The organism is Vreelandella alkaliphila, from assembly GCF_016107625.1.
Classification (GTDB): Bacteria; Pseudomonadota; Gammaproteobacteria; order Pseudomonadales; family Halomonadaceae; genus Vreelandella; species Vreelandella alkaliphila.
Window position 1 is genome coordinate 18,383 of record NZ_JABASV010000004.1, and the last position, 26,324, is coordinate 44,706.

Annotated in this window: 21 protein-coding genes; 10 read left to right on the top strand and 11 right to left on the bottom strand. The window is 52.9% G+C overall.

Annotated features, from left to right (window positions below):
- Window positions 1-4: 4 nt before the first annotated feature.
- From JFC11_RS07165 to JFC11_RS07190, 6 genes are all read left to right on the top strand, one after another.
- Window positions 5-838: an enoyl-CoA hydratase/isomerase family protein gene (locus tag JFC11_RS07165; RefSeq protein ID WP_198349094.1), complete on the top strand. Its 834-nt coding sequence runs from the start codon at window positions 5-7 to the stop codon at window positions 836-838.
- The gene (locus JFC11_RS07170) at window positions 835-2,874 is read left to right on the top strand and encodes an acetyl/propionyl/methylcrotonyl-CoA carboxylase subunit alpha (RefSeq protein WP_198349095.1); all 2,040 of its coding nucleotides are present in this window, start codon (window positions 835-837) and stop codon (window positions 2,872-2,874) included. Before JFC11_RS07165 ends, JFC11_RS07170 begins: the two co-directional genes overlap by 4 nt.
- A gap of 10 nt (window positions 2,875-2,884) precedes the next feature.
- On the top strand, window positions 2,885-3,790 hold the full coding sequence (locus tag JFC11_RS07175) for a hydroxymethylglutaryl-CoA lyase (RefSeq protein ID WP_198349096.1): 906 nt from the start codon (window positions 2,885-2,887) through the stop codon (window positions 3,788-3,790).
- 66 nt (window positions 3,791-3,856) lie between these two features.
- On the top strand, window positions 3,857-5,560 hold the full coding sequence (locus JFC11_RS07180; protein WP_095603109.1) for an AMP-binding protein: 1,704 nt from the start codon (window positions 3,857-3,859) through the stop codon (window positions 5,558-5,560).
- A 61-nt stretch (window positions 5,561-5,621) separates the two neighbouring features.
- A complete protein-coding gene (locus JFC11_RS07185; RefSeq protein ID WP_038485143.1) occupies window positions 5,622-6,446 on the top strand; it encodes a class I SAM-dependent methyltransferase in 825 nt (274 codons plus the stop codon).
- A gap of 44 nt (window positions 6,447-6,490) precedes the next feature.
- Complete coding sequence (locus tag JFC11_RS07190; protein ID WP_198349097.1) at window positions 6,491-7,060, top strand: hypothetical protein; 570 nt, start codon at window positions 6,491-6,493, stop codon at window positions 7,058-7,060.
- Here the strand turns inward: JFC11_RS07190 and JFC11_RS07195 are convergent.
- Window positions 7,057-8,955, bottom strand: coding sequence for a monovalent cation:proton antiporter-2 (CPA2) family protein (locus JFC11_RS07195; RefSeq protein ID WP_198349098.1), 1,899 nt, complete (start codon window positions 8,953-8,955; stop codon window positions 7,057-7,059). The two genes, JFC11_RS07190 and JFC11_RS07195, sit on opposite strands and share 4 nt — an antisense overlap.
- A gap of 118 nt (window positions 8,956-9,073) precedes the next feature.
- On the opposite strand from JFC11_RS07195, the gene JFC11_RS07200 reads away from it, so the two are divergent.
- From JFC11_RS07200 to JFC11_RS07210, 3 genes are read left to right on the top strand one after another with little or no spacing between them, the layout of a single operon-like run.
- Window positions 9,074-9,367, top strand: a complete 294-nt coding sequence (locus JFC11_RS07200) for a Trp family transcriptional regulator (protein ID WP_038485152.1) — start codon at window positions 9,074-9,076, stop codon at window positions 9,365-9,367.
- 2 nt (window positions 9,368-9,369) lie between these two features.
- Window positions 9,370-10,794, top strand: a complete 1,425-nt coding sequence (locus JFC11_RS07205) for an anthranilate synthase component I family protein (protein WP_198349099.1) — start codon at window positions 9,370-9,372, stop codon at window positions 10,792-10,794.
- Window positions 10,791-11,450, top strand: a complete 660-nt coding sequence (locus JFC11_RS07210; protein WP_198349100.1) for an anthranilate synthase component II — start codon at window positions 10,791-10,793, stop codon at window positions 11,448-11,450. Before JFC11_RS07205 ends, JFC11_RS07210 begins: the two co-directional genes overlap by 4 nt.
- Before the next feature lie 76 nt (window positions 11,451-11,526).
- Here JFC11_RS07210 and rluF read toward each other — a convergent pair whose 3' ends face one another.
- The 7 genes from rluF to cysM form a co-directional block, all read right to left on the bottom strand.
- The gene (gene rluF / locus JFC11_RS07215) at window positions 11,527-12,591 is read right to left on the bottom strand and encodes a 23S rRNA pseudouridine(2604) synthase RluF (RefSeq protein ID WP_198349101.1); all 1,065 of its coding nucleotides are present in this window, start codon (window positions 12,589-12,591) and stop codon (window positions 11,527-11,529) included.
- A 68-nt stretch (window positions 12,592-12,659) separates the two neighbouring features.
- Window positions 12,660-13,205 (bottom strand): DUF924 family protein, encoded by a 546-nt coding sequence (locus JFC11_RS07220; protein WP_198349269.1) that lies wholly within the window; start codon window positions 13,203-13,205, stop codon window positions 12,660-12,662.
- Between the two features lie 66 nt (window positions 13,206-13,271).
- Window positions 13,272-15,920 carry a phosphoenolpyruvate carboxylase gene (gene ppc / locus JFC11_RS07225; RefSeq protein ID WP_038485165.1) on the bottom strand — a complete coding sequence of 883 codons (2,649 nt, stop codon included), beginning with the start codon at window positions 15,918-15,920 and terminating at the stop codon, window positions 13,272-13,274.
- A 61-nt stretch (window positions 15,921-15,981) separates the two neighbouring features.
- A complete protein-coding gene (gene mazG, locus JFC11_RS07230) occupies window positions 15,982-16,821 on the bottom strand; it encodes a nucleoside triphosphate pyrophosphohydrolase (protein WP_038485168.1) in 840 nt (279 codons plus the stop codon).
- Complete coding sequence (relA, locus tag JFC11_RS07235) at window positions 16,821-19,097, bottom strand: GTP diphosphokinase (protein WP_198349102.1); 2,277 nt, start codon at window positions 19,095-19,097, stop codon at window positions 16,821-16,823. The genes mazG and relA overlap by 1 nt, the downstream gene beginning before the upstream one ends.
- A gap of 70 nt (window positions 19,098-19,167) precedes the next feature.
- Window positions 19,168-20,634, bottom strand: coding sequence for a 23S rRNA (uracil(1939)-C(5))-methyltransferase (locus JFC11_RS07240; RefSeq protein WP_038485171.1), 1,467 nt, complete (start codon window positions 20,632-20,634; stop codon window positions 19,168-19,170).
- On the bottom strand, window positions 20,635-21,531 hold the full coding sequence (gene cysM / locus JFC11_RS07245) for a cysteine synthase CysM (RefSeq protein WP_089037860.1): 897 nt from the start codon (window positions 21,529-21,531) through the stop codon (window positions 20,635-20,637).
- Between the two features lie 91 nt (window positions 21,532-21,622).
- Here cysM and JFC11_RS07250 point away from each other — a divergent pair, with 91 nt between their 5' ends.
- Complete coding sequence (locus tag JFC11_RS07250; protein WP_198349103.1) at window positions 21,623-24,322, top strand: ATP-binding protein; 2,700 nt, start codon at window positions 21,623-21,625, stop codon at window positions 24,320-24,322.
- Window positions 24,323-24,382: 60 nt separating this feature from the next.
- Here the strand turns inward: JFC11_RS07250 and acpS are convergent, their stop codons facing one another.
- Genes acpS through recO form a run of 3 tightly spaced genes read right to left on the bottom strand, consistent with a single transcriptional unit; the run spans window position 24,383 to window position 26,320 of the window.
- On the bottom strand, window positions 24,383-24,760 hold the full coding sequence (gene acpS / locus JFC11_RS07255; protein ID WP_038486891.1) for a holo-ACP synthase: 378 nt from the start codon (window positions 24,758-24,760) through the stop codon (window positions 24,383-24,385).
- A gap of 1 nt (window position 24,761) precedes the next feature.
- Window positions 24,762-25,592: a pyridoxine 5'-phosphate synthase gene (gene pdxJ, locus JFC11_RS07260; protein WP_198349104.1), complete on the bottom strand. Its 831-nt coding sequence runs from the start codon at window positions 25,590-25,592 to the stop codon at window positions 24,762-24,764.
- Window positions 25,593-25,627: 35 nt separating this feature from the next.
- Entirely contained in the window at window positions 25,628-26,320 is a 693-nt protein-coding gene (gene recO / locus JFC11_RS07265; protein WP_038485182.1) for a DNA repair protein RecO, read from the bottom strand.
- Window positions 26,321-26,324 lie beyond the last annotated feature (4 nt).

The window sequence follows — 26,324 nt, forward strand, 5'->3', positions numbered from 1 at the left end:
CACTATGGCTTACTCAACGCTACTGATCGAAGAAGGCGTGGCGCGCCTGACGTTAAACCGCCCAGAGGTGCATAACGCCTTTGACGACAGCCTGATCGCTGAACTAAACGCCCATCTAGACGAACTGCACGCGCTGGCCAACGCCGGTGACGTTCGGGTGGTGGTGCTTGGCTCTGAAGGTAAGAGTTTCTCTGCTGGCGCTGATCTCAACTGGATGAAGCGCATGGTCGATTACGGCTTGGAAGACAACCTAGCGGACTCACGCAAACTGTCAGCGCTTATGTTCGGGTTAGACACCCTGCCTTGCCCTACCGTTTGCCGAGTTCAGGGAGCGGCCTTTGGTGGCGCGGTGGGTCTAGCCGCCTGTTGCGATCTGGTAATCGCTTCAGATAAAGCTAAATTCTGCCTGTCGGAAGTCAAAATTGGCCTATCGCCCGCGGTGATTAGTCCCTATGTTCAGCGCACGCTTGGCGAACGCCAAATGCGCCGTTACGCACTCACTGCTGAAGTGATGGATGCGCCAACAGCGATGGCGCTCGGCTTGGTTCACCAAGTGGTGGAACACGATGCCTTGGATAGCGCCGTAGACGCCATGCTCGACACCCTGCTGGGTGGCTCTCCACAAGCCCAACGGGCAACCAAAGCACTGCTGGCAAGCGTGGCTCAGGCACCCGACAGCGACGCCACCCGAGAACACACCTGCCAAGTGATCTCCAAACTGCGGGTGAGCCAAGAGGGTCAAGAGGGCTTAGCTAGCTTTTTTGAAAAGCGCCGCCCTGCCTGGACGCAACCGTCTGGCCTTCAAGAACCCAACACTGCTGCGGAGCCACGCTCATGACGCTTGACCTTACTAAATTCGACACGTTGCTAGTGGCCAACCGCGGTGAAATTGCCTGTCGCGTAATGCGCACCGCCCGCCGCATGGGGCTGAAAACGGTTGCCGTTTATTCAGATGCCGATGCCACGGCTCGCCATGTACGCGAGGCCGATGAAGCCGTTCGCTTAGGCCCTGCCGCCGCCCGCGAAAGCTATCTTAATGTTGATGCGGTTATCGATGCCGCCAAACGCACTGGCACTGGCGCCATTCACCCCGGCTACGGCTTTCTTTCAGAAAACGGTGGGTTTGTTAAAGCCCTTGAGCAAGCGGGCATCATCTTTGTTGGCCCCCCTGCGTCGGCAATTGCCGCGATGGGCGATAAATCTGCCGCGAAAGCGCGTATGGCCAATGCGGGCGTACCGCTGGTGCCTGGCTATCATGGTGACGATCAGGATGATGCGCTGCTGCGCAGCGAAGCCGATAAAATCGGTTATCCGGTGATGTTGAAAGCCAGCGCCGGTGGTGGTGGTAAAGGCATGCGCGTGGTTGAAAGCGGCGAAGGCTTTAAAGCAGCGCTTGATGGCTGTCGGCGCGAATCCAGCGCCGCTTTCGGCGACGACCGTATGCTGATTGAGAAATACCTAGTGCAGCCTCGTCACGTCGAAGTACAGGTATTCTGCGACCGCTACGGCAACGGCGTGTATCTATTCGAGCGGGATTGCAGCGTGCAGCGCCGCCATCAGAAAGTCATAGAAGAAGCGCCCGCTCCTGGCATGACGCCCGAACTGCGCAGTGCGATGGGCGACGCTGCCGTTCGCGCGGCAAAAGAAATTGGCTATGTGGGCGCAGGTACTGTGGAGTTTCTGCTCGATGCCGACGGCTCGTTCTACTTTATGGAAATGAATACGCGCCTGCAGGTTGAGCATCCCGTTACTGAAATGATTACCGGCCAGGATTTGGTCGAATGGCAGTTGCGCGTTGCGATGGGCGAACCACTCCCCTGCACACAAGACGAGCTCACCATCACCGGCCATAGTTTTGAAGCGCGCCTGTATGCCGAAGACCCGGAGCAAGATTTCCTACCGGCTACCGGTTTGTTGACTCGCTTCGCCTTGGATTTAGAAGGTGCCGACTTAGATAGCGATCGGGTGCGTTTAGACAGTGGCGTGGAAAGTGGCGATGTGGTTTCCATGCACTACGATCCCATGCTGGCCAAACTGATTGTTCACGGCGCTGACCGGGATGCGGCGCTGGCCACTCTCAACCGCGCTTTGGCGGCGCTGGATGTACAGGGCGTGGTGACGAACCGCGCCTTCCTGCAACGCTTGGCAAATCACCCCGGCTTTAAAAACGTCGAGCTCGACACGCGTTTTATCGAACGCAACGAAGCCACCCTGTTTGCTCCGCGCAGCTACTCTACCGAAGCGTATGCCAGCGCCGCGCTGATCGGCCTGAACCAACTGGCCCAAGAGTGCGAGAGCGACTCTCCTTGGGATCGCCATGACGGCTTCCGCTTGAATGCCCCCCATACCATTCGTATTGCGCTATGTGACCCGGCAAGTGCCCAGGCAGCCGACAGCGACGCAGCGGTGGTGATTGTTGAAGGTAAGCGCGAAAGCGGCGAATCGCTGTGGAATCTGACCATTGGTGATCAAACGTTGACCGCTAGCCTACAATCGCTGACAGGTGATGCGGTCGCCGTCACGCTAAATGGCCACCGCCGCCGTCTACAGGCACGCCGCGATGGCCATATCGTGGTGATGGCTGAACCCAGTGGCGAAACACGCCTCTTCTGGCGACGCATCGATGCCATTGACCACGGTCACCATGAAGCGGAATCAACGCTGACTGCCCCCATGAATGGCACCGTTGTCGCGCTGCTGGTAGAGCCTGGCGCGGCGGTCGAGAAAGGCATGCCGTTGATGGTCATGGAAGCGATGAAGATGGAGCACACCATGACCGCGCCTGCCGATGGTAGCGTGGAGACGTTCCACTTCCAGTCGGGCGATACCGTGAGTCAAGGTGACGTGCTACTCGACTTTGCCCCCAACGAATAGGAGCTAACCGATGGCACTGCCGACGTCTATTAAACTGTTTGAAATGGCCCCCCGCGATGGCCTGCAAAACGAACCGGGCACCCTAGTGCCCACCGCCACCAAAATCGAACTGATCGAACGGCTGGCGAATGCTGGCCTTACCCATATTGAAGCCGCCAGCTTTGTCTCGCCAAAATGGGTACCACAAATGGGCGATGCCAGCGAAGTTATGCGCGGTATTGCCCGCAAACCCGGCGTGGTTTATTCGGCGTTAACGCCTAACCTGAAAGGCCTGGAAGGAGCACTGGCAGCCGGCGTTGAGGAAGTAGCGGTATTTGGCGCCGCTTCTGAGGCGTTTTCTCAGAAAAACATCAACTGCTCGATTGCTGAGTCGCTGACACGCTTTGAGCCAGTGCTTGCGCGAGCCAACGAAGCAGGTGTGCGGGTGCGTGGCTATGTGTCCTGCGTGCTGGGCTGCCCTTATGAAGGGGATATTTCACCGCAAAAAGTTGCCGAGGTAGCCAGCGCACTTTATGAGATGGGCTGCTATGAAATCTCTCTGGGTGACACCATCGGTGTCGGCACGCCGCTAGCCGCTAAGCGGATGATTGAGGCTGCCCGTCAGCAGGTGCCTATCGAGCATTTAGCGGCCCATTTCCATGACACCTATGGCATGGCGCTAGCTAACTTATATGCCGTAATGGAAGAAGGCGTGAGCGTGATTGACGCAGCGACTGCAGGGCTTGGTGGCTGCCCCTATGCCAAAGGTGCATCCGGCAATGTGGCCACAGAAGACGTACTTTACCTGCTGGAGGGGCTGGGCATTAAAACCGGCATAGACCTCCAGGCAGTGATTGATACAGGCGTCTGGATCACTCAGCAGCTTGGTCGCAAGCCCAGTTCTAAAGTCGCGTTGGCCATAAGTACGGTTAGCTAATAATAAATATAGAAGCCAACTGCTTTCTTCCCGTTGAGACAAAAAAAACAGTTCGGAGAGACATCCATGGCATCACCTGCACACACCCTACCTAGCTACACCAGCAGCACCGCAGATAAGCCGCTGCTGGGCATGACCATTGGCGATAAATTTGATCAAATCGCCGCACAGTATCCCGACAACGACGCGCTAATCGCCCTTCATCAGAACATTCATTGGAGCTACCGCCAGCTTCAGGAAGAAGTTAACCGTTGCGCACGTGCGTTGCTGGCCATTGGCGTAAAAAAAGGCGACCGGGTTGCCATCTGGGCACCAAACTGCTGCGAATGGACCCTAACCCAGTTTGCCACCGCCAAGATTGGCGCCATCTTAGTCAACATTAACCCCTCTTATCGTACTCATGAGCTGGATTACGCGCTTAATCAATCCGGTGCGCGCTTTTTAGTCACTGCCAATCAATTCAAAAGCTCTGATTACACCGCCATGCTGTTTGAGCTCGCGCCTGAGCTAAATAGCAGCGCAGAGGGTCAGCTAAAAGCACAAAAGCTACCTGATCTTGAGTGCATCATTAATCTGAGCACTGACAAGCATAGTGGTATGTGGCGCTGGGAAGACTTCATTAACGAAGCCAACAAGGTCAGCCAGACGGATGTTGATGACCTGCAGGCCACGCTACAGTTTGATGACCCGATCAATATTCAGTACACCTCGGGCACAACGGGCTTTCCGAAAGGCGCGACGCTCTCTCACCACAACATCCTCAACAATGGCTTCTTTGTTGCCGAAAGCATGGGCTTTACCAGCGAAGACCGCTTGATCATCCCCGTACCGCTCTACCACTGCTTCGGCATGGTGATGGGTAACCTGGGCTGCATGACCCATGGCGCGGCGATGATTTATCCGGATGAAGGGTTCGACCCCGGTAAAGTGCTAAAAGCGGTACACGAGCAAAAAGCCACCGCGCTTTACGGCGTACCCACTATGTTCATCGCCGAACTAGAGCACCCCGACTTTGCCACTACTGATTTTTCCACGCTGCGCACCGGCATTATGGCGGGTTCTATTTGTCCTGCTGAAATCATGAAGCAGGTCATCGAAAAGATGAACATGAAAGGCGTACAGATCGCCTACGGCATGACAGAAACCAGCCCGGTTTCCACCCAAACCGGCGCTAACGACACCATTGATAAGCGCGTTTCCACCGTTGGCCGCACCCAACCCCACCTGGAAAGCAAGATCGTCGATCCTGGCAACGGCGGCATTCTGCCCCGTGGTGAAATTGGCGAGTTATGCACCCGTGGCTACAGTGTGATGCTAAAGTACTGGAACAATGACAAAGCCACGGCTGAAGCCATTGATGAAGCCGGTTGGATGCATACGGGCGATCTTGCCACGATGGACGAGGAAGGCTACATCCAGATCGTTGGCCGCATTAAAGACATGGTGATTCGCGGCGGTGAGAATGTATACCCTAAAGAGATCGAGGAGTTTTTATACGCCCACCCTGCGATTTCAGAAGTACAGGTCACCGGTGTTCCGGATAAGAAGTATGGCGAAGAGTTAATTGCTTGGGTGAAACTCAACAGCAGCGCAGGAGAAGTCACTGGAGAAGACCTGCGCGAGTACTGCAAAGGCAAAATCACTCACTTTAAGATTCCTCGCTACTTTAAATTTGTTGATGAGTTCCCGATGACGGTAACCGGTAAAATTCAGAAATTTAAAATGCGCGAAATTTCTATCCAAGAGCTTGGGCTTGAGGATCAAAAATAACCCTTTAATTAACGCCGGCCCGTGGTCGGCGTTAATTTTTGTAAGGTATTGAGACACCAACATGTCCACTCAACAGCAGCTAGCAGAGCATTACCACCAAGGGTTACGCGATGACGCTATCCTTAGACAAATTCACACCCATTACCCCGATGGCCCAACGCTTCACCAACTTGCCCCGCTAGACCAGCTACATATCGGTGGTATTGCCGCCTCTAAAAAGCTGCTTAACCTACTTGATCCTTCACAACATACAAAGGTGCTTGATATAGGCTCAGGCTTAGGCGGATTAATGCGTCAAGGGGCAGCGCTAGGTTTTCAACTTACCGGTTTAGATATCACCCACCGCTTTAACGTACTTAATCAGGCACTGACTAACTTATCGGCTTCTCCGGCAAATTCGTCACTTAGCTGGGTTACCGGAGATGCCTGTGAATTACCCTTTCCGGAGAACACATTTGATGCCGTGCTATTTCAGCACAGCCTAATGAACATGCCCGACCCCGCCCGCGTTATTGCCGAAAGCCGACGTGTGCTCCGCCCAGGCGGCAAGCTTGTCATGCATGAAGTCGTTAGTGGTAAAAACTTTGCCGAATTACGCTACCCGGTTCCTTGGGCAGCATCGCCAGAGCATTCACACTTACTTTCGATGACTGAACTGACGGACTTGCTGGCAGCAAACGGCTTTCAGCTCCAGCACAGTGAAGATTGGAGCAGCACTGCGCTTGAGTGGCGTCAGCGACAGCGACAAAAAGAGCAAACGAATACCGTCGCCGTGCTTTCTCCGCAATGGGTATTTGGCGAGCGCTTTTTGAAAATGGGTAAAAATCTGCTAGAAAACTTATCAAATAACGCAATTAATGTGGTAGAAATCAGCGCCCGTTGCTAGGCTGATTAAGATAACTTCCTTAGTCAGGGACACGAGGAACGCCAATGAAACGCTTGGCAAGCACCCTGTTTTGTAGTGTTGCTGGTTCCATGCTGCCATTTATGGGCTGTTTAGCCAGCGGCGGAGATACCGACCTCGCCTATGCGTCTCCCAACAGCGAGTTTATGGCCCTGCGCAATGGTGTTGTTCTAGAAGGCAGCGACTTAAGCAGCCTCGATAGTTACACCACTGGCTTCCGCTTTACGGCCGGCTTTAGTCCATGGCAGTTACCACAGCTGGATATTGGCGCAGAAATTGCCTACCGCGAAAGCGAAGAAGTCCCCATCGCCTCCAATGTTGATCCTATTATTATGGATACTCTCAGCTTAGGCGGAGCGATCGTCGCAGGCGTGCGAATGGGCGCCTTTAGTATTTACGCTAAGTCTGGCCTCACCGAGTGGCGTGGCGAAACCGATCAACCACTGGCCGACGACGGCGGCACCGCCTTCCTGCAAGGCTTTGGCGCCACCATGACCATCAATCGCTTGGAAAGCCGCGTAGAGTACGAACGCATCGACGCTCCCACCCTCAGCCACCTCAATATGTTAAGCGCCTCTCTGCATCTGCCGTTTTAGCGGTTTTCTTCGGATGCCTGTTCAGGCGACGTCCATACGGGTTCTTCAGCTTGATTTGACTCATCCCAACCGTGCCGCATTGACCTACTCAGCGCCTCTTCCAGTTTCATAAACAGTTCGCCGTAACGCGGGCTAAAGCTAATACCCTCCTCAATCTCTTTCCAGGCTTCAAACAGCTCATCTTCATGAGCATTTTCGTGTTGCTCAAACGAGTCGATCATCTGCTTGGCACGCATAGGATGCACACCCATAGCCGTTAACGTATGGCCGCCTAGCTCCAGCGCAGAGTGATAAACCTCTCTGGTTATATCGTCAGCCCCTGCTTCGCGAAGCTGATACCCATGGCCACGGTCAAATGCACGCGCCAATACCCAAACGTTGGGATAGTAATGCTTGACGTGCTTCACCATATCAACAGCACGATCGCGATCATCAATCGCCACTACCATCACTCGCGCATGCGCAATACCCGCGGTTTCTAGAAGATCTGAGCGACTAGCATCGCCAAAGTAGCTTTTAATCCGAATATGGCGGAGGAGTTCAATTTGCTCAATTTCGAGATCCAAAGCCACGATGGGAATGTTATTGGCGCGCAACAAGCGACATACAACCTGCCCAAAACGACCGACACCGGCGATAATCACCGGCGCTTGCTCTTCGATCTTATCGGCATCGCGCGTATCATTTTTAGCTGTTTGGTAGCGCGGCAACACTAAGCGGTCGTAGGCAATAAACAATAGCGGCGTCGCAAACATGGAAAACGCGACAACAAGCGAAAGTAATTGCGATACATCAACAGGAATAACGTTGCTCTGCACGCTGTAAGTTAACAGCACAAATCCGAATTCCCCCGCCTGAGCAAGGCTTAACGTAAACAACCAGCCATTGCTATCGCGGACCCGGAACAACATGGCTAGCCCGAACAGGATAATGCCCTTTACAACAATAACACCAAGCACTAATACCAGCACAGCTGGCCACTGTGACGTGAGTACCTGAAAGTCGATACCAGCCCCAACCGTGATAAAAAACAGACCGAGCAAAAGCCCTTTAAACGGTTCGATGTTGGCCTCGATTTCGTGCTTGAATTCGCTGTTAGCGAGTACGATACCGGCTAAAAAAGCGCCAAGCGCTGGAGACAAATTGACAACCCCCATCAGCGCAGCGATGCCAATGACCAGCATTAAAGCGGCAGCTGTAAATACCTCTCTCAAGCCAGAGGAAACCACATAGCGAAACAGTACTGGCCCAAGGTAATGCCCACTAATAATTACGATCCCGATAGCCCCAACCACCACCAGCCCGTGGAGCCATGCTGGCATACCCTCGACAAGGCTAAGGCTGCTATGTTCAGCATAACTACCACCTTCTCCCATTAGTTCAGGGAGCGCCAATAGTGGGATCAACGCCAACATCAGGATCACCGCGATGTCTTGAAATAGCAGCACCGAAAACGCGCTACGCCCGCCTTCAGTTTTCGTGAGTCCTTTTTCGTTTAGGGTTTGTAGCACAATCGCCGTTGAGGAAAGCGCGAAAATCAAACCGATGGCCAAGGATGTTTGCCAAGCAAGTCCCAGCCACCAAGCAACAGCGGTACCTGCAGCGGCTGTTATCAGCACCTGTAAACCACCCATCCCTATCAGGCTTACCCGCATGGCCCACAACCCTTTTGGGTCGAGCTCCATACCGACTAAAAACAGCATCATCACCACACCAAACTCGGCGAAGTGCTGAATCGTGGTGGTTTCCTGGCCGACTAATCCCAGCATTGGGCCTATCACCACCCCAGCTACCAAATAACCGAGCACCGAACCAAGTCCAAACCGCTTGGCAAGGGGGACAGCGATTACCGCTGCAATGAGATAGATAAACGCTTGAATAAAATAGTCGGTCATCGGGCTTCCTCAAATTAACACGAATGGCTTGACTTCATTGCGTAATAGGATACCGTACTAGTACGCTAGTACAGCAACTTATTTCCTTAATTTTGTGGCAATACGGTGAACTCACTTTATGTCATTTGATGATGACCATCAGGCTGATTTAGTACGCTATTTACTTGCCATTGATTCGCCAGAAGCAATGGACGAGGCACTCGCCAGCTTGTTAACGCCCGCAGAGTACCAAGAAATCTGCAAACGCCTACAGATTTTTAAGCTTTTGCGTGAAGGAGTCCCCCACCGCAAAATCGCTGAAATCCTGGGCGTCGGTATTGCCACGGTATCCCGCGGTTCGCGCGCTTTAACCACATTACCCTCTTCAACGTTACCTTCATCACTACCGTCACCCACTTCACGGACCGATTAATCATGACGACGACTACGCCTGCTTCATCAGGCCCGCAGCCTTTTACGCTGTCGCGCAAGCCTCACTACGTCACCCTGGCGGCGGACTGTGACTTTTTTGCTCTGTTTCAAAAAATTGAACGCCAATTTGATACCTGCTACATGCTGGAATCACTAGGCGAAGATAGCCATATGGCGCGCCACTCGATTATTGGCTTTGACCCTGAGTACACGCTTTACGCCAATGGCAGCACGCTAACTATTGAAGATCGTGACGGTAATGCAAACCACTATCCAAGCGATAACCCTTATGAGCTGCTACGCAGCTTGATTCCGCAGAATATTATTTCTCGTAAGTATGCAGGCGGACTAAGTGGTTATCTTGGTTATGACGCTATGCAGTACTTTGAGCCTTCGTTATCGTTGAAAGCTAGCGACGATTTCGACACGTTTCGATTTGGCCTTTATAAAGATGGTTTGATCCTCGACAAAATGACCGGGGAAGTGACCTATTTTTATTACGACAACAGTCGCTACGAGTTTCTGCAAACCTTGATCGACGCTGAAGATATCCCTCCAGGCTCGTTACACATCACTGCGCTGGGCGACACCATGAGCCGCGAAGAGCACGCCGAAGCGGTGGCCAAGGTGAAGCAGGACATCATCGACGGTAAGGTTTTCCAGTGCGAAGTCGGCTTTAAAAAGCGCTTTAGCATTAAAGGCGATACGCTAGCGCTCTACGATCAGTTGCGCACCATTAACCCATCGCCACAGATGTACTACGTGAAATTTGGCGAGCAGAAGCTGATTGGCGCAAGCCCCGAGCTTCTGTTCAGGCTCCGCCAGGGCGAGATGGAGACCTTCCCGCTGGCAGGCACTACCACTCGTGGCAAAACCCCTCAAGAAGACACGCAGTTAGCTCGTGCGCTACTCAACGATCCTAAAGAGATTGCCGAGCACAATATGATTGTGGACCTACACCGCAACGATATTGGCCGAGTGGCACAATTTGGCACGGTGAAAGTACGTAGCCTGATGGACATCAAGCGCTTTAGTCACGTGCAACATATCTCCAGTGAAATTGTTGGCATTATTGCCGAAGGCGAAGATATGTTTACATCCCTTGCCAGCAACTTCCCTGCGGGTACGCTGACGGGCGCGCCAAAAATCGAAGCAATGAAAATTATCGATGACTTGGAAATTGACGGTCGTGGCCCTTATGGCGGCGCGGTTGGCCAGTTCTCTTTTAATGGCGACTGCACCTTCGCGATTCCCATTCGTACGGTCTTTGTAAACGGTGAAAGCGCTTACGTGCAAACCTGTGGCGGCAACGTGTTTGATAGCAACGCCGAGGATGAATACGAAGAAATTCGCCGCAAATTTGCTGGCACCCGTAAAGCCCTTGCCCCTTTTATGAGCGCGGATATGGACATGGAGAGCCAAGCATGAAGGTGCTAATTATCGATAACTACGACTCCTTCACCTATAACCTGTATCAGTTTATTGGTGAGATTTTAACCACGCAGAAGAACCGCGGCGAGCTGCCCCATTTCGAGATTATTGTTAAGCGCAACAACCAAATCGACTTAAAAGCGATAGAAGCCATGGCGCCTGATCGGATTATAATCTCTCCTGGTCCAGGCTCGCCGGATGATCCGCGTTACTTTGGCGTCTGTGCCGACGTTATCGAGAAACTCGGCAAAACCACACCATTGTTGGGCGTTTGCCTGGGCATGCAGGGCATTGTTCACGTTTTTGGCGGCAAGGTGGTAAAAGCGCCTTTACCGATGCACGGCAAAATCAGTCCGATCAACCACAACAATCGCTCGGTATTTAATGGCGTACCCGACCAGCTTGAGGTGATGCGCTATCACTCATTGATTGCCGACGCGTTCACCCTGCCCGACTGCCTGGAAGTGACCGCAACAGTGGGCGCGCTAGGTGCTGAAAAATTTGAGCAACGCAGCCACTGGCAAACAGTGGGTGAGTTTGAATTGATGGGCGTTAAGCACCGTGATTACCCCATTCACGGCATTCAGTTTCACCCCGAATCGTTTGCCACAGAAGGTGGCAAAGAACTAATTGCTAACTTCTTATTTGCCTGATCCATCAGCTTGTAGGTATACAATAGGTTAGGCGCTAAAGGCGGGCACCCAGGGCTGCCCGCCTTTCTATTTTTACCTAACGCTTCCCTTTCGCCCGACCAACACGGCCTTTACCAACTGGCTTAGCCCCGGCCTTACCTTTTACGCTAGGCTTACCCGCGCCAGCAGCTTTGGCCTTAGGGTGTGGCTTACCCGATGCACTAGCCTTCGGGCCAGTACGCGCTTTTCCGCTGGCAGCTTTTTTGCCCTTAGGTGGCGGTTTGCTGCCAACCGCTTTAGCTCCTGGCCTAGCCGGCTTCTGGTGCCCCTGTTTCTGCCTCCCCTGTTTCTGCTTCCCCTTGGTGGCTGTTTTTTTAGGTTTGTTAGAGCCTGCCCCCGAATTGTAATCAGGCCGTGCCGTCTGGCTCTTGTCAGGAACTGCCTCAGAGCGTTCTGTCAGCGCGACAATCGTATCAATCTCTTTAGGGGTTAAGTCCCGCCAATCACCTAGAGCCAAACCTTGCAGGGAAACATTCATTATTCGTGTGCGAACAAGCTGGGTGACCTCGTAGCCAAAGTACTCGCACATACGGCGAATCTGGCGGTTCAACCCTTGCACCAGCGTAATAGTGAACACAAACGTCGACGACTTGGTCACTTTACACTTTTTAGTCACCTGCCCAAGGATCGGTACCCCCTTCTGCATGCCTGCTACAAACTCATCGGTAATCGGCTTATTGACCGTAACCACATACTCTTTTTCATGATTATTATTAGCGCGCAGGATTTTATTAACCAGGTCGCCATTATTGGTTAGAAAGATCAGCCCCTGTGAGTCTTTATCGAGACGCCCGATGGGAAAGATGCGCGTGCCATGTTTCACGAATTCAACAATATTATCTTTTTCGCTGGATTCGGTGGTACTGACAATCCCCACTGGCTTATTCAGCGCAATAAGCACCAAATCCTCTTCTTCCTGAGGCTCTATCTCCTGACCGTTGACCTTAACCCGATCACCCGGCACCACTTGATCGCCTGTCGTTGCCCGACGCCCATTAATCCAAACGTTGCCTTGTTCAACATAGCGGTCAGCCTCTCGGCGAGAACACAAACCGCTTTCGCTGATGTATTTATTGATGCGGGTAGATTTTCGTAACGACATAAAACGCCATAGGCAAAAGTGTGGTGAAGTGGTTAAGCAAAATTCAAAAGCTAACGTTAAAAGCCTAACTAGAAGCCGGACCCAGGTTGTTTAAGAAACTCTATTTCGGCTGGCGTAGATACCCGGCCCAACACTTCGTTGCGGTGGGGATAACGACCAAAGCGGTCAATGATCGCTTTGTGGCGAATCTCGAAATCCAAGTTATTCTCTAATCCAGGTTGATCAAACAGCTGCATTGCCACCTCATGAATAGCGGCAGACTCACTGTGCATATAAGGCATGTATAAAAAACTACGCTCGACGGGAGCCAGTTCGTTATCCGCCGCTAAAGCAACCGCTTCCTGTGCAAGCGCTAAAGCTAACGCGTCACTGGCGAAGGCTTGCGGGTGGTCACGGTAGATATTTCGAGAAAACTGGTCCAACACAATAATTTCAGCCAGCCTCCCTCGAGCAGTACTGCGCCACTCATAACATTCACAGGCAGCCGCTTTGGTCAGCAGTGGGCCGAAACGCTGGGTAATCTGCTGATCCATCGACGTATCTTTTTTAAACCACTGCGCTGGCGTTAATTCATTAAACCAAAACGACAGTACTGACTGAGCATCCTTTATCATCACGCCCCCAATTCCTAATAAGGTGATGACGACGCCGCCACACATAGTGGCGGCGTACTGTTATTTTTAACCCGTATTGCGTAAACCTGCTGCAATACCTGCCATGGTCACCATGAGCGCACGAGAGAGATCGGCACTAATGGCACCATCGGCGTCCCGATTACGCTGTAGAAGCTCCGCTTGCAAGCCATGAAGCGGGTCGATGTAAGGGTTGCGCACATCAATTGCTTGGCGAATAAGCGGGGTGTTTTCAAGCAGCTTCTCTTGCTGAAGGATATCCAGCACGACGTTTTCAAGCCGCTCAAAACGCTCACGTAGCTTCTTACCCAATGCTTTCAGCGAAGGCTCGTCGACTAGGCGATGCTCATAGTAAGCTGCAATCGCTACGTCCGCTTTGGCCAACAGCATTTCCAACATATCGAGATAGGTGCCAAAGAAAGGCCACTGACTGCGCATTTCTTGCAGCACTTCCCGGCCGCCTGGCTGCTCCAGGCGTCGCGAGAACGCCTCACCGCTGCCCAGCCAAGCAGGTAACATCAAGCGAATCTGTGTCCAAGCAAAAATCCACGGAATCGCGCGTAAGGTTTCCACGCCACCATCCTGGCGACGCTTGGTTGGCCGAGAGCCGAGCGGCAGCCTACCCAGCGCCCCTTCTGGCGTGACAGCACGGAAATACGGGACAAAATCGGGGTCTTCACGCACTACGCCCACATAGGCGGCATGGGCTACTTTCGCCAGTTGGTCCATCTCTTCACGCCACTGAGGCTCCGGTGCGGGCGGTGGCAAGAGCGTCGCTTCCATGACCGCACAGGCGTAAATTTCCATAGAGCGCAGCGCGATATCTGGCTGACCAAACTTAAAGCGAATCATCTCGCCTTGCTCTGTCACTCGTAGGCTACCATTCACTGAACCTGGCGGCTGGGAGAGAATCGCCGCATGCGCAGGGCCGCCACCACGACCAACAGTGCCACCCCGGCCATGGAAAAGCGTCAAATCTACGCCATGCTTGTCACATACATCGACTAACGACTCTTGGGCACGGTACTGTGCCCAGGCAGCAGCAAGCTGTCCGGCGTCTTTAGCCGAGTCTGAATAGCCAATCATGACTTCTTGACGGTCTTTCGCCAGGGCACGGTAACCGGGAAGCGCCAGCAATTGGTCAATGACATCGCCCGCATGGTCAAGGTCGTTCAGGGTTTCAAACAGCGGTGCGATGGGTAGCGTGACTTGGCCACCCACCTCTTTCATCAATAACGCAACGGTTAATACGTCCGAAGGCTCGGCAGCCATGGAGATAATATAAGTACCCAACGCTTCAGCATGCTCTTGAGCAATCACTTTGAAGGTATCGAGCACTTCGCGGGATTCTGCCGAGCACTCCCAACGGCGTGGGATCAGCGGCCGACTTGATTCAAGCTCTGCGAGCAGGAACTCTTGGCGCTGTGCTTCGTTCCAGTCCTGGTAGTGCCCCAAGCCTAGTGCACTGGTGAGTTCTTCCATTACCTGGGCATGGCGACTGGCCTCCTGGCGCAGGTCAAGTTTGGTCAGCGTGACACCGAACACTGCCACGCGGCGCAAGGTATCAAGCAGCGCACCGTTTGCAATGGTATCCAGCCCGACATCACACAGCGAGCGGTAACATGCCAGCAGCGGTGCGTAGAGCTGGTCGCGGGTTTCAATAATTGGCCCGCCGTCATAGTTGCGGCCATCCAGCTCTGCTTTTGCCCAGTCGCGTGTGGCTTCCATTTTATTCAGCAGACGCTTGAGCAGCTCGCGGTAAGGCTCAGCAACTTCTCCCACCTCTGCCTTCAGGGCGCTGTTGGCTTTCCACATGGAAAGCTCGGTTTTCAGCTGCTCAAGATCGCGCAAATAGAGATCGGCGGCCATCCAGCGGCCCAATAACAGCACCTCTCGCGTCACCCGCGCGGTGACATTTGGATTGCCATCTCGGTCACCGCCCATCCAAGAAGCGTAGCGAATAGGCGCGGCATCTAGCGGCAAACGCTCTCCGGCAGTATCGAGTAATAAATTATCCAAATCGCGATGGAAGTCTGGCACTGCCTGCCATAAGGAGTTTTCGATAACCGCGAAACCCCATTTGGCCTCATCAACAGGGGTTGGCCGCTCATGACGAATCTCATCGGTATGCCACGCTTGACTGATCAACTCTTCCAGGCGCCCCTGGGCGCGAGTGCCACGCTCTGGATAGTCCTCAGAGCTTTCAATCGCGGTCAGGCACTCGTCGATAGCATCGTATTTTTGAATCAACGTGCGGCGGATAACTTCTGTGGGGTGGGCAGTCAGCACGAGTTCAACGCGCATACTGGCCAGGGTTTCTACTAATTTACGGGGCGAATTACCCGCCTGCTGTGCACGGCTTAGCAGTTCACCAAGCACTGGCTGGGTACCAGGCTTGTAGTCTTCCACCCGGCGAAAGCGCGCCCGGTAGTGCTGTTCAGCAATGTTGGCAAGGTTCAAAAACTGGTTAAACGCGCGCGTAACTGGCAGCAGGTCGCGTTCGGGCAACTGGCGCAGATACTCAATAAGCTCACGCTGCTGCAATGAATCGCCCTGCCGTCCCCGCTTGGCATGGGCACGAATCGTTTCAATTTTATCAACAAATGACTGGCCTAAATCATCGGCAATCGTACGGCCCAGGCTATCACCGAGAATACGCACGTTATCACGTAGCGATTCGTGTAGGTCGTGACTCATTGGCATGGCCTCCTTACGGGGTCGCATTAGTTGTTAAAAGCTAGTTGTTAAAAATCAGTTGTTAAGGGGTAAGCGTTTTTTCTTGTGCTTTAGCGGCTTGCCAGTGTGTTTCCATTTCATCCAGCGAGGCGTCGGTTAGCGAACGCGCAGCGGCGGCAAGCTCGCGCTCTACGTAGCGAAAGCGGCGCTCAAATTTGGTATTTGTGGTACGCAAGCACTGTTCGGGGTCAGCACCCAATGTGCGCGCTAAATTAGTCACTGCAAACAACAAATCGCCGACTTCTTCTTGAGCGTGCTGTTGGTTACCCTCGGCAAGGGCTTCTTCAACTTCAGCCAGCTCTTCACGGATTTTGTCCAGTACACCGCTGGCATCCGGCCAGTCGAACCCGACCCTGGCGGCACGCTTCGAGAGTTTAGCGGCACGGCTAAGCGCAGGTAGCGTGCGCGGAACATCGTCAAGTACAGAGGGCGTGCTTTGCTGTGAACGCTCAGCACGCTCACCGGCCTTAAGCGCTTCCCAACGTGAATTAACGTGCTGGGTTTGTACGTCCTCGGCACTCACTCCGGGTGGACGCCGTGACGCTAGCGTGCCATCAGGAAATACATGCGGATGACGTCGCAACATCTTTGCGGTCAATGTATCGACGATGTCGTGAAAGTCGAAGCGCTGCTCTTCAGCACCAAACTGGGCGTAATAGACCACTTGGAACAGCAGGTCACCCAACTCGCCGGGCAATTCATCAAAAGCGCGCCGCTCAATAGCGTCAGCAACTTCGTAAGCTTCTTCCAGCGTATGGGGCACGATGCTGTCCCAATCTTGCTTAATATCCCAAGGACACCCCTGTTCCGCATTGCGAAGTACCGACATCAATGTCAGCAGATCCTCTACGCTATAACGCATCAGGCGCCTCCTTTACGGACGTTTTTCTCTGGGTCGGCATTACGTAGACGACGTACTTCCGTCACGTTGGGCAACTGCTGGATACGAGAAAACAAACGGCCTAACGATTCAAGACCGTCGACTTCCAGCGTGATGCGCAGTCGCGCAATCCCCTCGTCAGTATCTGTCAGCGTATTAACAGCTAATACATTAACCTTCTCGTTGCCTAGTAGCCCTGTCACGTCGCGTAGTAAGCCGGAGCGATCCCAGGCTTGAATTTCAATAGTGACGGGGTAACGGGTGTGGGCACGTTCGCCCCACTCTACTTCGATAATGCGCTGGGGCTCTTCCATGCGCAATTGAAGGATGTTGCTGCAATCTTGGCGATGGACGGTGACGCCGCGACCTTGGGTAATAAAGCCAACAATCGGTTCGCCTGGCACTGGCCGACAGCAATTCGCCATGCTGGTTTTTAAGTTACCGACCCCCAGCACGGTGATGTCGCTTTTGGTCGCTTTGCTTGGCTGGCGGCGTGGCTTCGCCAGCAACCGATCCAACTGCTCTTGGTCGTCCGTTTCACCAAACAACTGCTGGGCTTGATGAAGCACTTGGCCGATGCGCAGGTCGCCCGCACCAAGCGCCGCATACATATCGTCGGCGTTTTGGTAGTTAACAGCACCAGCAAGCTTAGCAAGGTCAAGCCCTTCAACATCCAAGCGGCGCATCTCACGCTCGAACAGCGCCCGCCCTTCGTCTAGGTTCTGGTCTCGTGCTTGGTACTTAAACCATGCCTGAATCTTCGCCCGCGCGCGTGAGGTGCGCACATAGCCCAAACTGGGGTTTAACCAGTCGCGGCTGGGGCCGCCTTTGGTGGCCGTTAAAATCTCGACCTGCTGGCCGGTTTTTAACTTATAGGTAAGCGGTACTATCCGGCCGTTAATCTTGGCACCACGGCAGCGGTGACCAATTTCGGTATGCACGCGATAGGCGAAGTCGATGGGTGTGGCAATACGCGGCAGGTCAATGACATGACCATCGGGAGTGAACACATAGATGCGGTCTGGCGCAACGTCGCTGGAAAGACCTTCACGCAGGTCGCCAAAGCCACCCACTTCATCCTGCCACTCAAGCACTTGGCGCAACCAGGCAATCTTTTCTTCATAGCTACGGCTTTTGGCGTTGGTATCATGCCCTTTATATCGCCAGTGTGCGCACACGCCTAATTCTGCTTCGTCATGCATAGCAAAGGTGCGAATCTGGATTTCCAACACCTTATTTTCTGGCCCCATCACCGCGGTATGCAGTGACTGGTAACCGTTTTTCTTCGGGTTGGCGATATAGTCATCAAACTCGTTGGGTACATGGTGCCAACGCGAGTGAACAATTCCGAGTACGGTATAACAATCGGCCACATCAGGTACCAGAATGCGCACTGCGCGCACATCGTGCACCTGGGAAAAATCAATCCGTTTGCGCTTCATTTTGCGCCAGATTGAGTAAATGTGCTTGGCTCGCCCATCGACGTCATAGTGGTGAATATTCTGGGCTTCCATCAAGCTCTTGATGGTTTCCACCACGTCATGAATATAGCGATCACGATCTAAGCGCTTTTCAGCCAGCAGCTTAGCAATCGCTTTGTACTCATCTTCATGCAGATAGCGAAACGATAGGTCTTCAAGTTCCCACTTGATTTGTCCTATCCCAAGTCGATGAGCAAGCGGCGCATAAATATCAGCCACTTCACGTGCGACTTGTAAGCACTTTTCACGGGGCGCATCTTTTACTTGGCGCAAGGCGCAGGTGCGTTCAGCAATTTTGATCAATGCAACGCGTACATCTCCAACCATGTTAACCAGCATTTTGCGCAGATTTTCCTGCTGATTATGCTGGCCCATACCATGGTTGGGCGCTAGTGGGTAGCTAATGGCCGCCATTTGTAAAACGCCATCAATCAGCTTAGCGACCTCTTCGCCAAACCGTTTGGTAACGGCGTCTATACTCAGCAGCCCTTCGCGAACCGCGCGATACAGCACGGCAGCCTCAAGGGTTGCTTGATCAAGCTTGAGCTCGGCCAGAATGTCGGCCATTTCCAGCCCCATTCGAAAACTTGAACCTGGCGAGAGCCACACACGGTGGGTTTGCGGCGCCTCTCGCTCCAACTGTTCAGCAAGCGCGCACGCTTGCAATAGTCGTTCGGGTTCACGTAGGCGCACATCCTCTTGAAGGCGCGCTAACCACTGCTGTATGTCCACCTTTCCGCTTTCGGTAAGCGGCTGGTCTTCACGCACTTTCACCATGACAATCATTCATCCTTTCAGGGTGACGGCTAGCCACTTTCCGTCACCGAGGCTTGATGCAATGGGCAGGCTAGCCCTCGTATTCAAATAGCATCAGCGTTTCCAGGTGAGCAGTGTGTAAAAACATATCGGCCACTGCTACTTGCTTGACGCGATAACCTGCATGCACAAGATGTGCCGCATCGCGAGCAAGCGTTGCCGGGTCACAAGAAATATAGGCCACCCGGGGTACATTGTAACTACCTAATACTTGGCAAGCTGCTTCTGCGCCGCTGCGCGGCGGATCCAGCACAATCGCATCAATTTGCTGATGCTCGCTCAATAGCATTTGCACCTTTTTGGCGTCACTTAAGTCTGCTTGCTGGGCATGCACATCCAGTAGATTAGCATCAGCGTTAGCGGTAATTCGCTCCACCATCGCTGGATTGCCCTCTACAGCAAGCACCTTTGCTCCTGCGGCGGCTAACGGCAAACTGAAGTTACCAATCCCTGCAAAGAGATCTACGAGCTGTTGCCCCGGCGCTGGCTTTAACCATGCTACCACCTGGGCTACCATCTTTTGGTTAACCTCAGCATTTACCTGTAAAAAGTCACCTGGTGAAAAACGTAACGTCACTAGGCTGGATGCTTTATCACCCGACAAACAGTGTTCACTTGTGGGTGAACTCGCTCTTTGAATTCCGAGTTCATCAAGATTAAGCACTTCTTGTAGAACGGGTGTAGCGCCTCCGTGTGCACCATTCCAGTGCAAAACAGGTGTTTCCCGCCCTAACCAAGTGCCGAGCGAGACCTGCTGCTGTTCCGCAAACTGCTGCCAGCGAGCTCTATCTTGATCATGGGCTTTTAACTGACGCACTAGCACGACTGTCGCCTCATCGGTCGCCAGTAATTCGACATGGCCAACGAGACGGGGCGAGGCTAATGTTGCCAGCAGTTGCCGTAACGGAAGAATCAATTTGTTCAGCGCTGGCACCAGCACATGGCACTGCTCAATATCAACTAATCGGTGGCTGTTGGGTGCTCGAAACCCCAGTAGAACATTCCCCTGACCATCTACCCTAACCCCCAAACGGGCGCGACGTCGGTAGTGCTCGCTACTACCATCTAACGCAGCAATAGGACCTAGCGTAAGGCCCTGACGCGCCATTAGCTCGGTGACAACGTCGCGCTTATGCTGGCGTTGTGCAGTAAGATTAAGATGCTGTAAATCACAGCCTCCGCACTGCCCAAAGTAAGCACAGGGAGGCTCAACCCGCTGTTCTGAAGAGGTGAGCCGATTTTTTATATGCGCTTCGTCATACCGCTTGCGCGTCACGTGTATCGCTACATCGACATGCTCACCGGGAAGCGCTTGATCAATAAAGACTGTTTTTCCCTCGACATTATGCGCTACACCACGACCATCATGAGCTAAACGCTCAACCACCAGCGTTGTCGAGATATCATCTTTTGACTCAGTTTTACGGCTTGGTTGGCGAACTAGCCCTGAGTGTCCCGAGGCGGGGCGAGATGGCCGCCGCTTACCCAACATGGCCATCTATAACTCCGGGGCAAATAAGCCTGTGGAAAGGTAGCGATCGCCTCGGTCACAAACGATGAAGACAATGACCGCGTTCTCAGTTTGTTCTGCGATACGCAATGCTCCAGCCAAACTGCCACCTGACGACACCCCGGCAAAAATACCTTCTTCACGAGCCAAGCGGCGCATGTGGGCTTCTGCTTCTTGCTGAGCGATATCAAGGGTGATATCGACCCTTGGTGCTTCAAAAATCGACGGCAAGTACTCTTTTGGCCAACGACGAATCCCCGGGATGCTCGCACCATCCGCCGGTTGCAAACCGACAATTTGGATCGCTGGGTTTTGTTCCTTAAGATAACGAGACACTCCCATGATGGTGCCCGTGGTCCCCATTGAACTGACAAAATGCGTCACTTCACCGCCGGTTTGCTGCCACACTTCGGGCCCCGTTGTGCGATAGTGCGCAAGCGGGTTATCTGGATTGGCAAATTGGTTTAGCGGTTTACCTTCGCCTCTTGCAATCATCGCATCGGCAATATCTCGCGCCTCTTCCATCCCGCCTTCTTTGCTCGCTGACACCAATGTGGCGCCGTAAGCCGCCATCGCCTGCTTACGCTCTTCAGAAGCGTTTTCAGGCATGATTAGCGTCATTTTGTAACCTTTGATAGCCGCGGCCATGGCCAACGCAATACCCGTATTACCCGAGGTTGCTTCCACCAGCGTATCGCCTGGAACAATATCGCCCCGCGCTTCAGCTTCACTTAACATAGAGAGTGCTGGGCGATCTTTCACCGAACCAGCAGGGTTATTACCTTCTAGCTTGGCTAGAAGCGTGTTATTACGACCAGCCGTTATGCGCTTTAAACGAACCAGTGGCGTATTGCCAACCACATCTTCGAGCGTCGGATAATTCATCGTACATTCCTTATCATCACCATTATGCTGCATTATATCGGTGCTGCCGTTAGCTTGACAGGCAACCTCATTGAATCAACGAGCTTCTCTCATGTCTTTAAACACGCGCTTACTCTTTGCGTTACTCGGATTTCCGCTTCTTGTCTATGCCGTCATGGCACTATTGTTGGTGATGCAAAGCGAGACCACCGGCCATGACATGCTAGAAGAGCGCTTAGTTAGCGCCGGTGAATTACTGGCACCAAGCCTGAGTAACGCCATGTTAGATGGCGACCTGCCTCGTTTAGAAGCCATTGCCCGACAGCTTCTGGAGCACAAAGGGTTACGTGCGGTGACGCTTTTCGACGAGCAAGGAAGTCGCTTATTGGTACTGGGATATTCGATACCTCCACCACCTCGCCTAAATGCTCCTAATGCTACGACACTCACCATGGATGAAGCTATTTGGCGTTTACAGGTACCTTTAACCACGTCTTACGGCCAACCATCTAATCTCGCTAATACTGGCTGGCTTGAAGCCGAAATGGACATACGCACGCTTAAACTGGAGCGCTATAAGCTCATTGCCAGTCTTAGCTTAGGCGGCATGCTGCTTGGGCTGCTGCTTTTTTTAGTCGCGTTTGCGATCAGCCGCTACGCTACTCGTCCAATTGAAGAGGCGAACCAAGCGCTTTATCGCCTATCCCGGGGGGACTACCGGCCTTATATGGTGGCTGCCCGCCCTACTGAGTTTCGGCAACTGGCAGAACATATCAATGGGTTAGCGGAACATTTCCGGCAAGCTCAGCATGATATGCAAAGCCAAATCGAGCAAGCGACCAGTGAACTACAAGAGTCCATGGAGACGATTGAAGAGCAAAATATCAAACTCGATCTTGCTCATCGAAGCGCTCTACGCGCGAATGCAGTGAAGTCCGAATTTCTGGCTAATATGAGCCACGAAATCCGCACCCCTTTAAATGGCATCATCGGTTTTTGCCGTTTATTAGGCCGCTCATCTCTCGACGCTCGGCAGAAAGAATGGCTAGAACACGTGCACCGTGCGTGCGATAACCTGTTGATGCTAGTAAATGATGTGTTGGACTTCTCGAAACTAGAAGCCGACCGGCTGACGTTAGAAGAAGTCGATATCGATCTTGTGTCGCTGATGGATGAAGTTGTTGGCCTTCATGCACCTGAAGCTCAACGCAAACGACTGCATTTAGTGGCGATGGTTTATGACGATGTGCCGTCAACGCTTCGCGGCGACCCGCTACGCATCCATCAAGTCCTCAATAATTTGACCAGCAATGCCCTGAAATTTACCCAGAAGGGAGAAATCATCATGCGTGCCATGCTGGACAGTCAGGAGGGCCAGCATGTCGTGCTGCGAATTAGCGTTAGTGACACAGGCATTGGCTTGAACGATAAACAACAAAAGCAGCTATTTAGTGCCTTTTCCCAGGCAGATCCTAGTCACTCCAGACAATTTGGCGGTAGTGGTTTAGGGCTGACGATTTGCAGGCAATTAGTTCAACGAATGGGCGGAGAGATTTCAGTTGATAGCGAGCCTGGAGAAGGTGCGACGTTCTCATTTACGTTGCCGCTACTTGCCGACATGACCAAGGAACGGCCGCAGGAACTCTCACTCGACGGCTCAATTGTTCGTTTACATGAGCCCCATCTACCCACTCGCAATGTGTTGGAACACTTAATGGAACGCTGGGGCGCAACTGCCGTCTCTTTTATTGAATCTGGCAACGAACAGCTGCTACTGCTGAGCCTAGATCATGATGACTTCATCGGTGAGCGAAAGACGTATTGGCAGTCAGTAATTGCTCAAGCGCCCTGCCCAACACTCATCCTTGCAAACGCCACTAGCTTTGAACTGCCTCACTGGGAGCTTCCTAATGGGGGGGATATACTGTGTAAACCATTTACCAGAACTCAATTGGTTGCCACGTTCAAACAACTATTAGAACCTGTCACAACCACTATTTCTGCCAACGCACAAACGATTAAAGTACTTCCTTCGTCAACATTCACGGTTCTGATCGTTGACGATAATGCGCCCAACCGCGAACTATTAAAAGCCATGCTCGAAAATGAGCATATCAACATTGTATTAGCTGCCAGCGGCCAGGAAGCGTTGGATTACGCACGTCAGAACGAAGCAGACATGGTGCTAATGGATATTCGTATGCCTGATATGGACGGTGTTCAAACCACCCAGGCTTTGCGGCGCATTAATAATAGCTGGGCGCGCTGCCCAATTATTGCCGTGACCGCACACGTGCTAAGCGATGAACGTCAGCAGTGGCTTGTGGAGGGTTTAGACGACGTATTGGTGAAGCCTATCAATGAAACTCAGCTGCAACAGCAGTTACAACGCTTCTTGGGTATTACGCTGCCAATCAGTCCGCTGTTACAGGCGACCCCAAAAGCCCCTGCTCTTGGATATACACCCGCCTCGTTATCCGTCATTGACCTTGAGCTGGGTACGCGACTAGCAGGCGGCAACCCCGAGTTCGCCAAACAGCAGCTAAAGCGACTGATCGATAGCCTAAGTGAATGCGAACAGCAAATTCGCAGCGCTTTCGAAGAAAACAACCTGACGGTCTTGCTCGATCATGTTCATGCGCTCAATGGTGCCAGCCGTTACTGCGGAGCACCCGAGCTCGCGCTAACGGTCGAAACGTTGGAGACACGTTTACGCACCGGGGGCTTGGAACAGGCTGAAAATTTACTTGATAAGCTGTATGCCGCCATCAAACGCCTCAGGGAGCAGCGAAGCACCTTGAATCAGCGCTAGTCCGTTAGCGCTCAAGTACTAACGTTCAAGTACTAACGTTCAAGTACTAACGTTCAAGTACTAACGTTCAAGTACCACAAATGCCACCGCGTAATCTGCTTCATCACTGAGCGTTATATGAGTAGCCGAGGCGCCGCTAGCTTGAAATAGACGAAGCGCCTCACCACTTAGCTGCAGGCTTGGCTTACCAAGTGAATCATTGAGAATCTGAATATCGCCCCATTGCATACCGCTTCTCAGGCCAAGCCCAAGCGCTTTAACATACGCTTCTTTCGCCGCAAAACGCTTTGCCAAATAGCTAGCGGGATGACCTTTTGTCTGCCACACAGCTTGCTCTTCAGGGCCTAAAATTCGCTGGGCAAAGCGTGGCCCATGACGCTTTACTGCCTTAGCAAAGCGCTCGACACGGGCGATATCCGATCCAATTCCGACAATCATCTTAGTGGCTACAGCAACCGTCATGCTTGTGTTCGTGCTCATGTTCATGCTCATGTTCATGCTCATGAGCATCTAACGCCGCCATTAGTCCAGCTTCCTGACCAGCAATGATCAAGCGTTTCATTTCTTGAATGGCGTCCTTCAACCCGACAAAAAGAGCTCGAGCAATAATGGCGTGACCAATATTGAGCTCATTAACACCCGGCAGCGCAGCAATCGCCTCAACGTTGTGGTAGTGCAAGCCATGCCCAGCATTAACCACTAAGCCAGCAGAAACAGCGTGAATGGCCGCTGTACTCAGGCGTTCATATTCAGCAATAGCAGCCGTACTGCCAGGTTTTGCTTCTGCATAGGCTCCGGTATGAAGTTCAATCGTTGGTGCCCCTGCACGAATGGCAGCATCAATTTGTGCGTTATCAGGATCGATGAACAAAGACACGTCGCAACCGGCTGCGCTTAAGCGTTGACAGGCATTGGCAATATGATCAAAACCACCCACAACGTCCAAACCACCTTCAGTGGTTAGCTCTTCACGCTTTTCTGGTACTAAACACACGTGCGCCGGGCGTATTTCCTCAGCCAGCACTAGCATTTCTTCAGTGACAGCCATCTCTAAATTCATGCGCGTATTAAGCACTTCTGCCAATAGGCGAACGTCTCTAGGCTGAATATGGCGACGATCTTCACGCAGGTGAACCGTGATGCCATCAGCGCCGGCTTCTTCTGCTAGCAGTGCCGCTTGAACAGGGTCAGGGTAACGAGTACCGCGCGCTTGACGTAGCGTCGCAATGTGATCGATGTTAACGCCTAATAAAATCCTCGGAGGATGCATCACGTGTCTCCAATAAGTGATATCAAGATGCCCACCTAGCGCTGTCGGCGGCGGGCCAAATCGAGCATTAGTTCTCGGGAACGTAAAGCAGTCGCGCCCAAATGAGGCGCAAGTGCTGCCCGCATAACCGCTTTTAATGCACTTGCTAAGCCAACGGGCTGCCAATCGCCTTGATCAATATAGCGCAGCGTGCGGCCTTCGATGCCCTGCTCAGCAGGTACAAAAGCACGGCTTGCTGCATCAAATCGATAACGCGTTTGAGGATCGAGAGCACCGCCATCGTAGGTACAAAAACGCGGCGTTGCCTCAAGCGTCTCCAACAGCGCCCATTCAAAACGTCGCAGCGCCAAGGCGCGGTTTGCCGGTGTTGGCAATGCTTCTAAAAGCGCGCTATAAAATGCAAAAACCTCTGGCGCTGCAAGCTCCAAAGGCAGTAGACGCGTGGCTATTTCATTGGCATATAAGCCGCAGAGCAACCCTTCTCCGGCTAGCAGTGCCGTCTGGCCTCGCGACTCCATCAGCATTAATCGCTTTAGCTCACGCTCGCCGCGCCAAGACACAAACAAAGGGGTAAAGGGTTGCAGCCGTTGACGCGACTTAGAACCTGGCCGCTGCCCTCCATGGGCAACGGCGCGGATACGGCCATGGTTAAGGGTTAACAAATCCACCAGCGCACTGGTTTCACGGTAAGGCCTGCGATGCAGTAAAAACGCTGGCTCTGCCGACATGGAA

Coding starts and splice junctions, on each gene's coding strand:
- JFC11_RS07240 (WP_038485171.1), bottom strand. CDS start 20,634: ATGGCCATGTTGGGTAAGCGGCGGCCATCTCGCCCCGCCTCGGGACAC.
- cysM (WP_089037860.1), bottom strand. CDS start 21,531: ATGAATTATCCGACGCTCGAAGATGTGGTTGGCAATACGCCACTGGTT.
- relA (WP_198349102.1), bottom strand. CDS start 19,097: ATGGTGAAAGTGCGTGAAGACCAGCCGCTTACCGAAAGCGGAAAGGTG.
- JFC11_RS07180 (WP_095603109.1), top strand. CDS start 3,857: ATGGCATCACCTGCACACACCCTACCTAGCTACACCAGCAGCACCGCA.
- recO (WP_038485182.1), bottom strand. CDS start 26,320: ATGTCGGCAGAGCCAGCGTTTTTACTGCATCGCAGGCCTTACCGTGAA.
- JFC11_RS07175 (WP_198349096.1), top strand. CDS start 2,885: ATGGCACTGCCGACGTCTATTAAACTGTTTGAAATGGCCCCCCGCGAT.
- pdxJ (WP_198349104.1), bottom strand. CDS start 25,592: ATGCATCCTCCGAGGATTTTATTAGGCGTTAACATCGATCACATTGCG.
- JFC11_RS07190 (WP_198349097.1), top strand. CDS start 6,491: ATGAAACGCTTGGCAAGCACCCTGTTTTGTAGTGTTGCTGGTTCCATG.
- JFC11_RS07195 (WP_198349098.1), bottom strand. CDS start 8,955: ATGACCGACTATTTTATTCAAGCGTTTATCTATCTCATTGCAGCGGTA.
- JFC11_RS07250 (WP_198349103.1), top strand. CDS start 21,623: ATGTCTTTAAACACGCGCTTACTCTTTGCGTTACTCGGATTTCCGCTT.
- JFC11_RS07185 (WP_038485143.1), top strand. CDS start 5,622: ATGTCCACTCAACAGCAGCTAGCAGAGCATTACCACCAAGGGTTACGC.
- JFC11_RS07205 (WP_198349099.1), top strand. CDS start 9,370: ATGACGACGACTACGCCTGCTTCATCAGGCCCGCAGCCTTTTACGCTG.
- JFC11_RS07200 (WP_038485152.1), top strand. CDS start 9,074: ATGTCATTTGATGATGACCATCAGGCTGATTTAGTACGCTATTTACTT.
- rluF (WP_198349101.1), bottom strand. CDS start 12,591: ATGTCGTTACGAAAATCTACCCGCATCAATAAATACATCAGCGAAAGC.
- JFC11_RS07220 (WP_198349269.1), bottom strand. CDS start 13,205: ATGATAAAGGATGCTCAGTCAGTACTGTCGTTTTGGTTTAATGAATTA.
- mazG (WP_038485168.1), bottom strand. CDS start 16,821: ATGCGTTATAGCGTAGAGGATCTGCTGACATTGATGTCGGTACTTCGC.
- JFC11_RS07170 (WP_198349095.1), top strand. CDS start 835: ATGACGCTTGACCTTACTAAATTCGACACGTTGCTAGTGGCCAACCGC.
- JFC11_RS07210 (WP_198349100.1), top strand. CDS start 10,791: ATGAAGGTGCTAATTATCGATAACTACGACTCCTTCACCTATAACCTG.
- JFC11_RS07165 (WP_198349094.1), top strand. CDS start 5: ATGGCTTACTCAACGCTACTGATCGAAGAAGGCGTGGCGCGCCTGACG.
- ppc (WP_038485165.1), bottom strand. CDS start 15,920: ATGAGTCACGACCTACACGAATCGCTACGTGATAACGTGCGTATTCTC.
- acpS (WP_038486891.1), bottom strand. CDS start 24,760: ATGATTGTCGGAATTGGATCGGATATCGCCCGTGTCGAGCGCTTTGCT.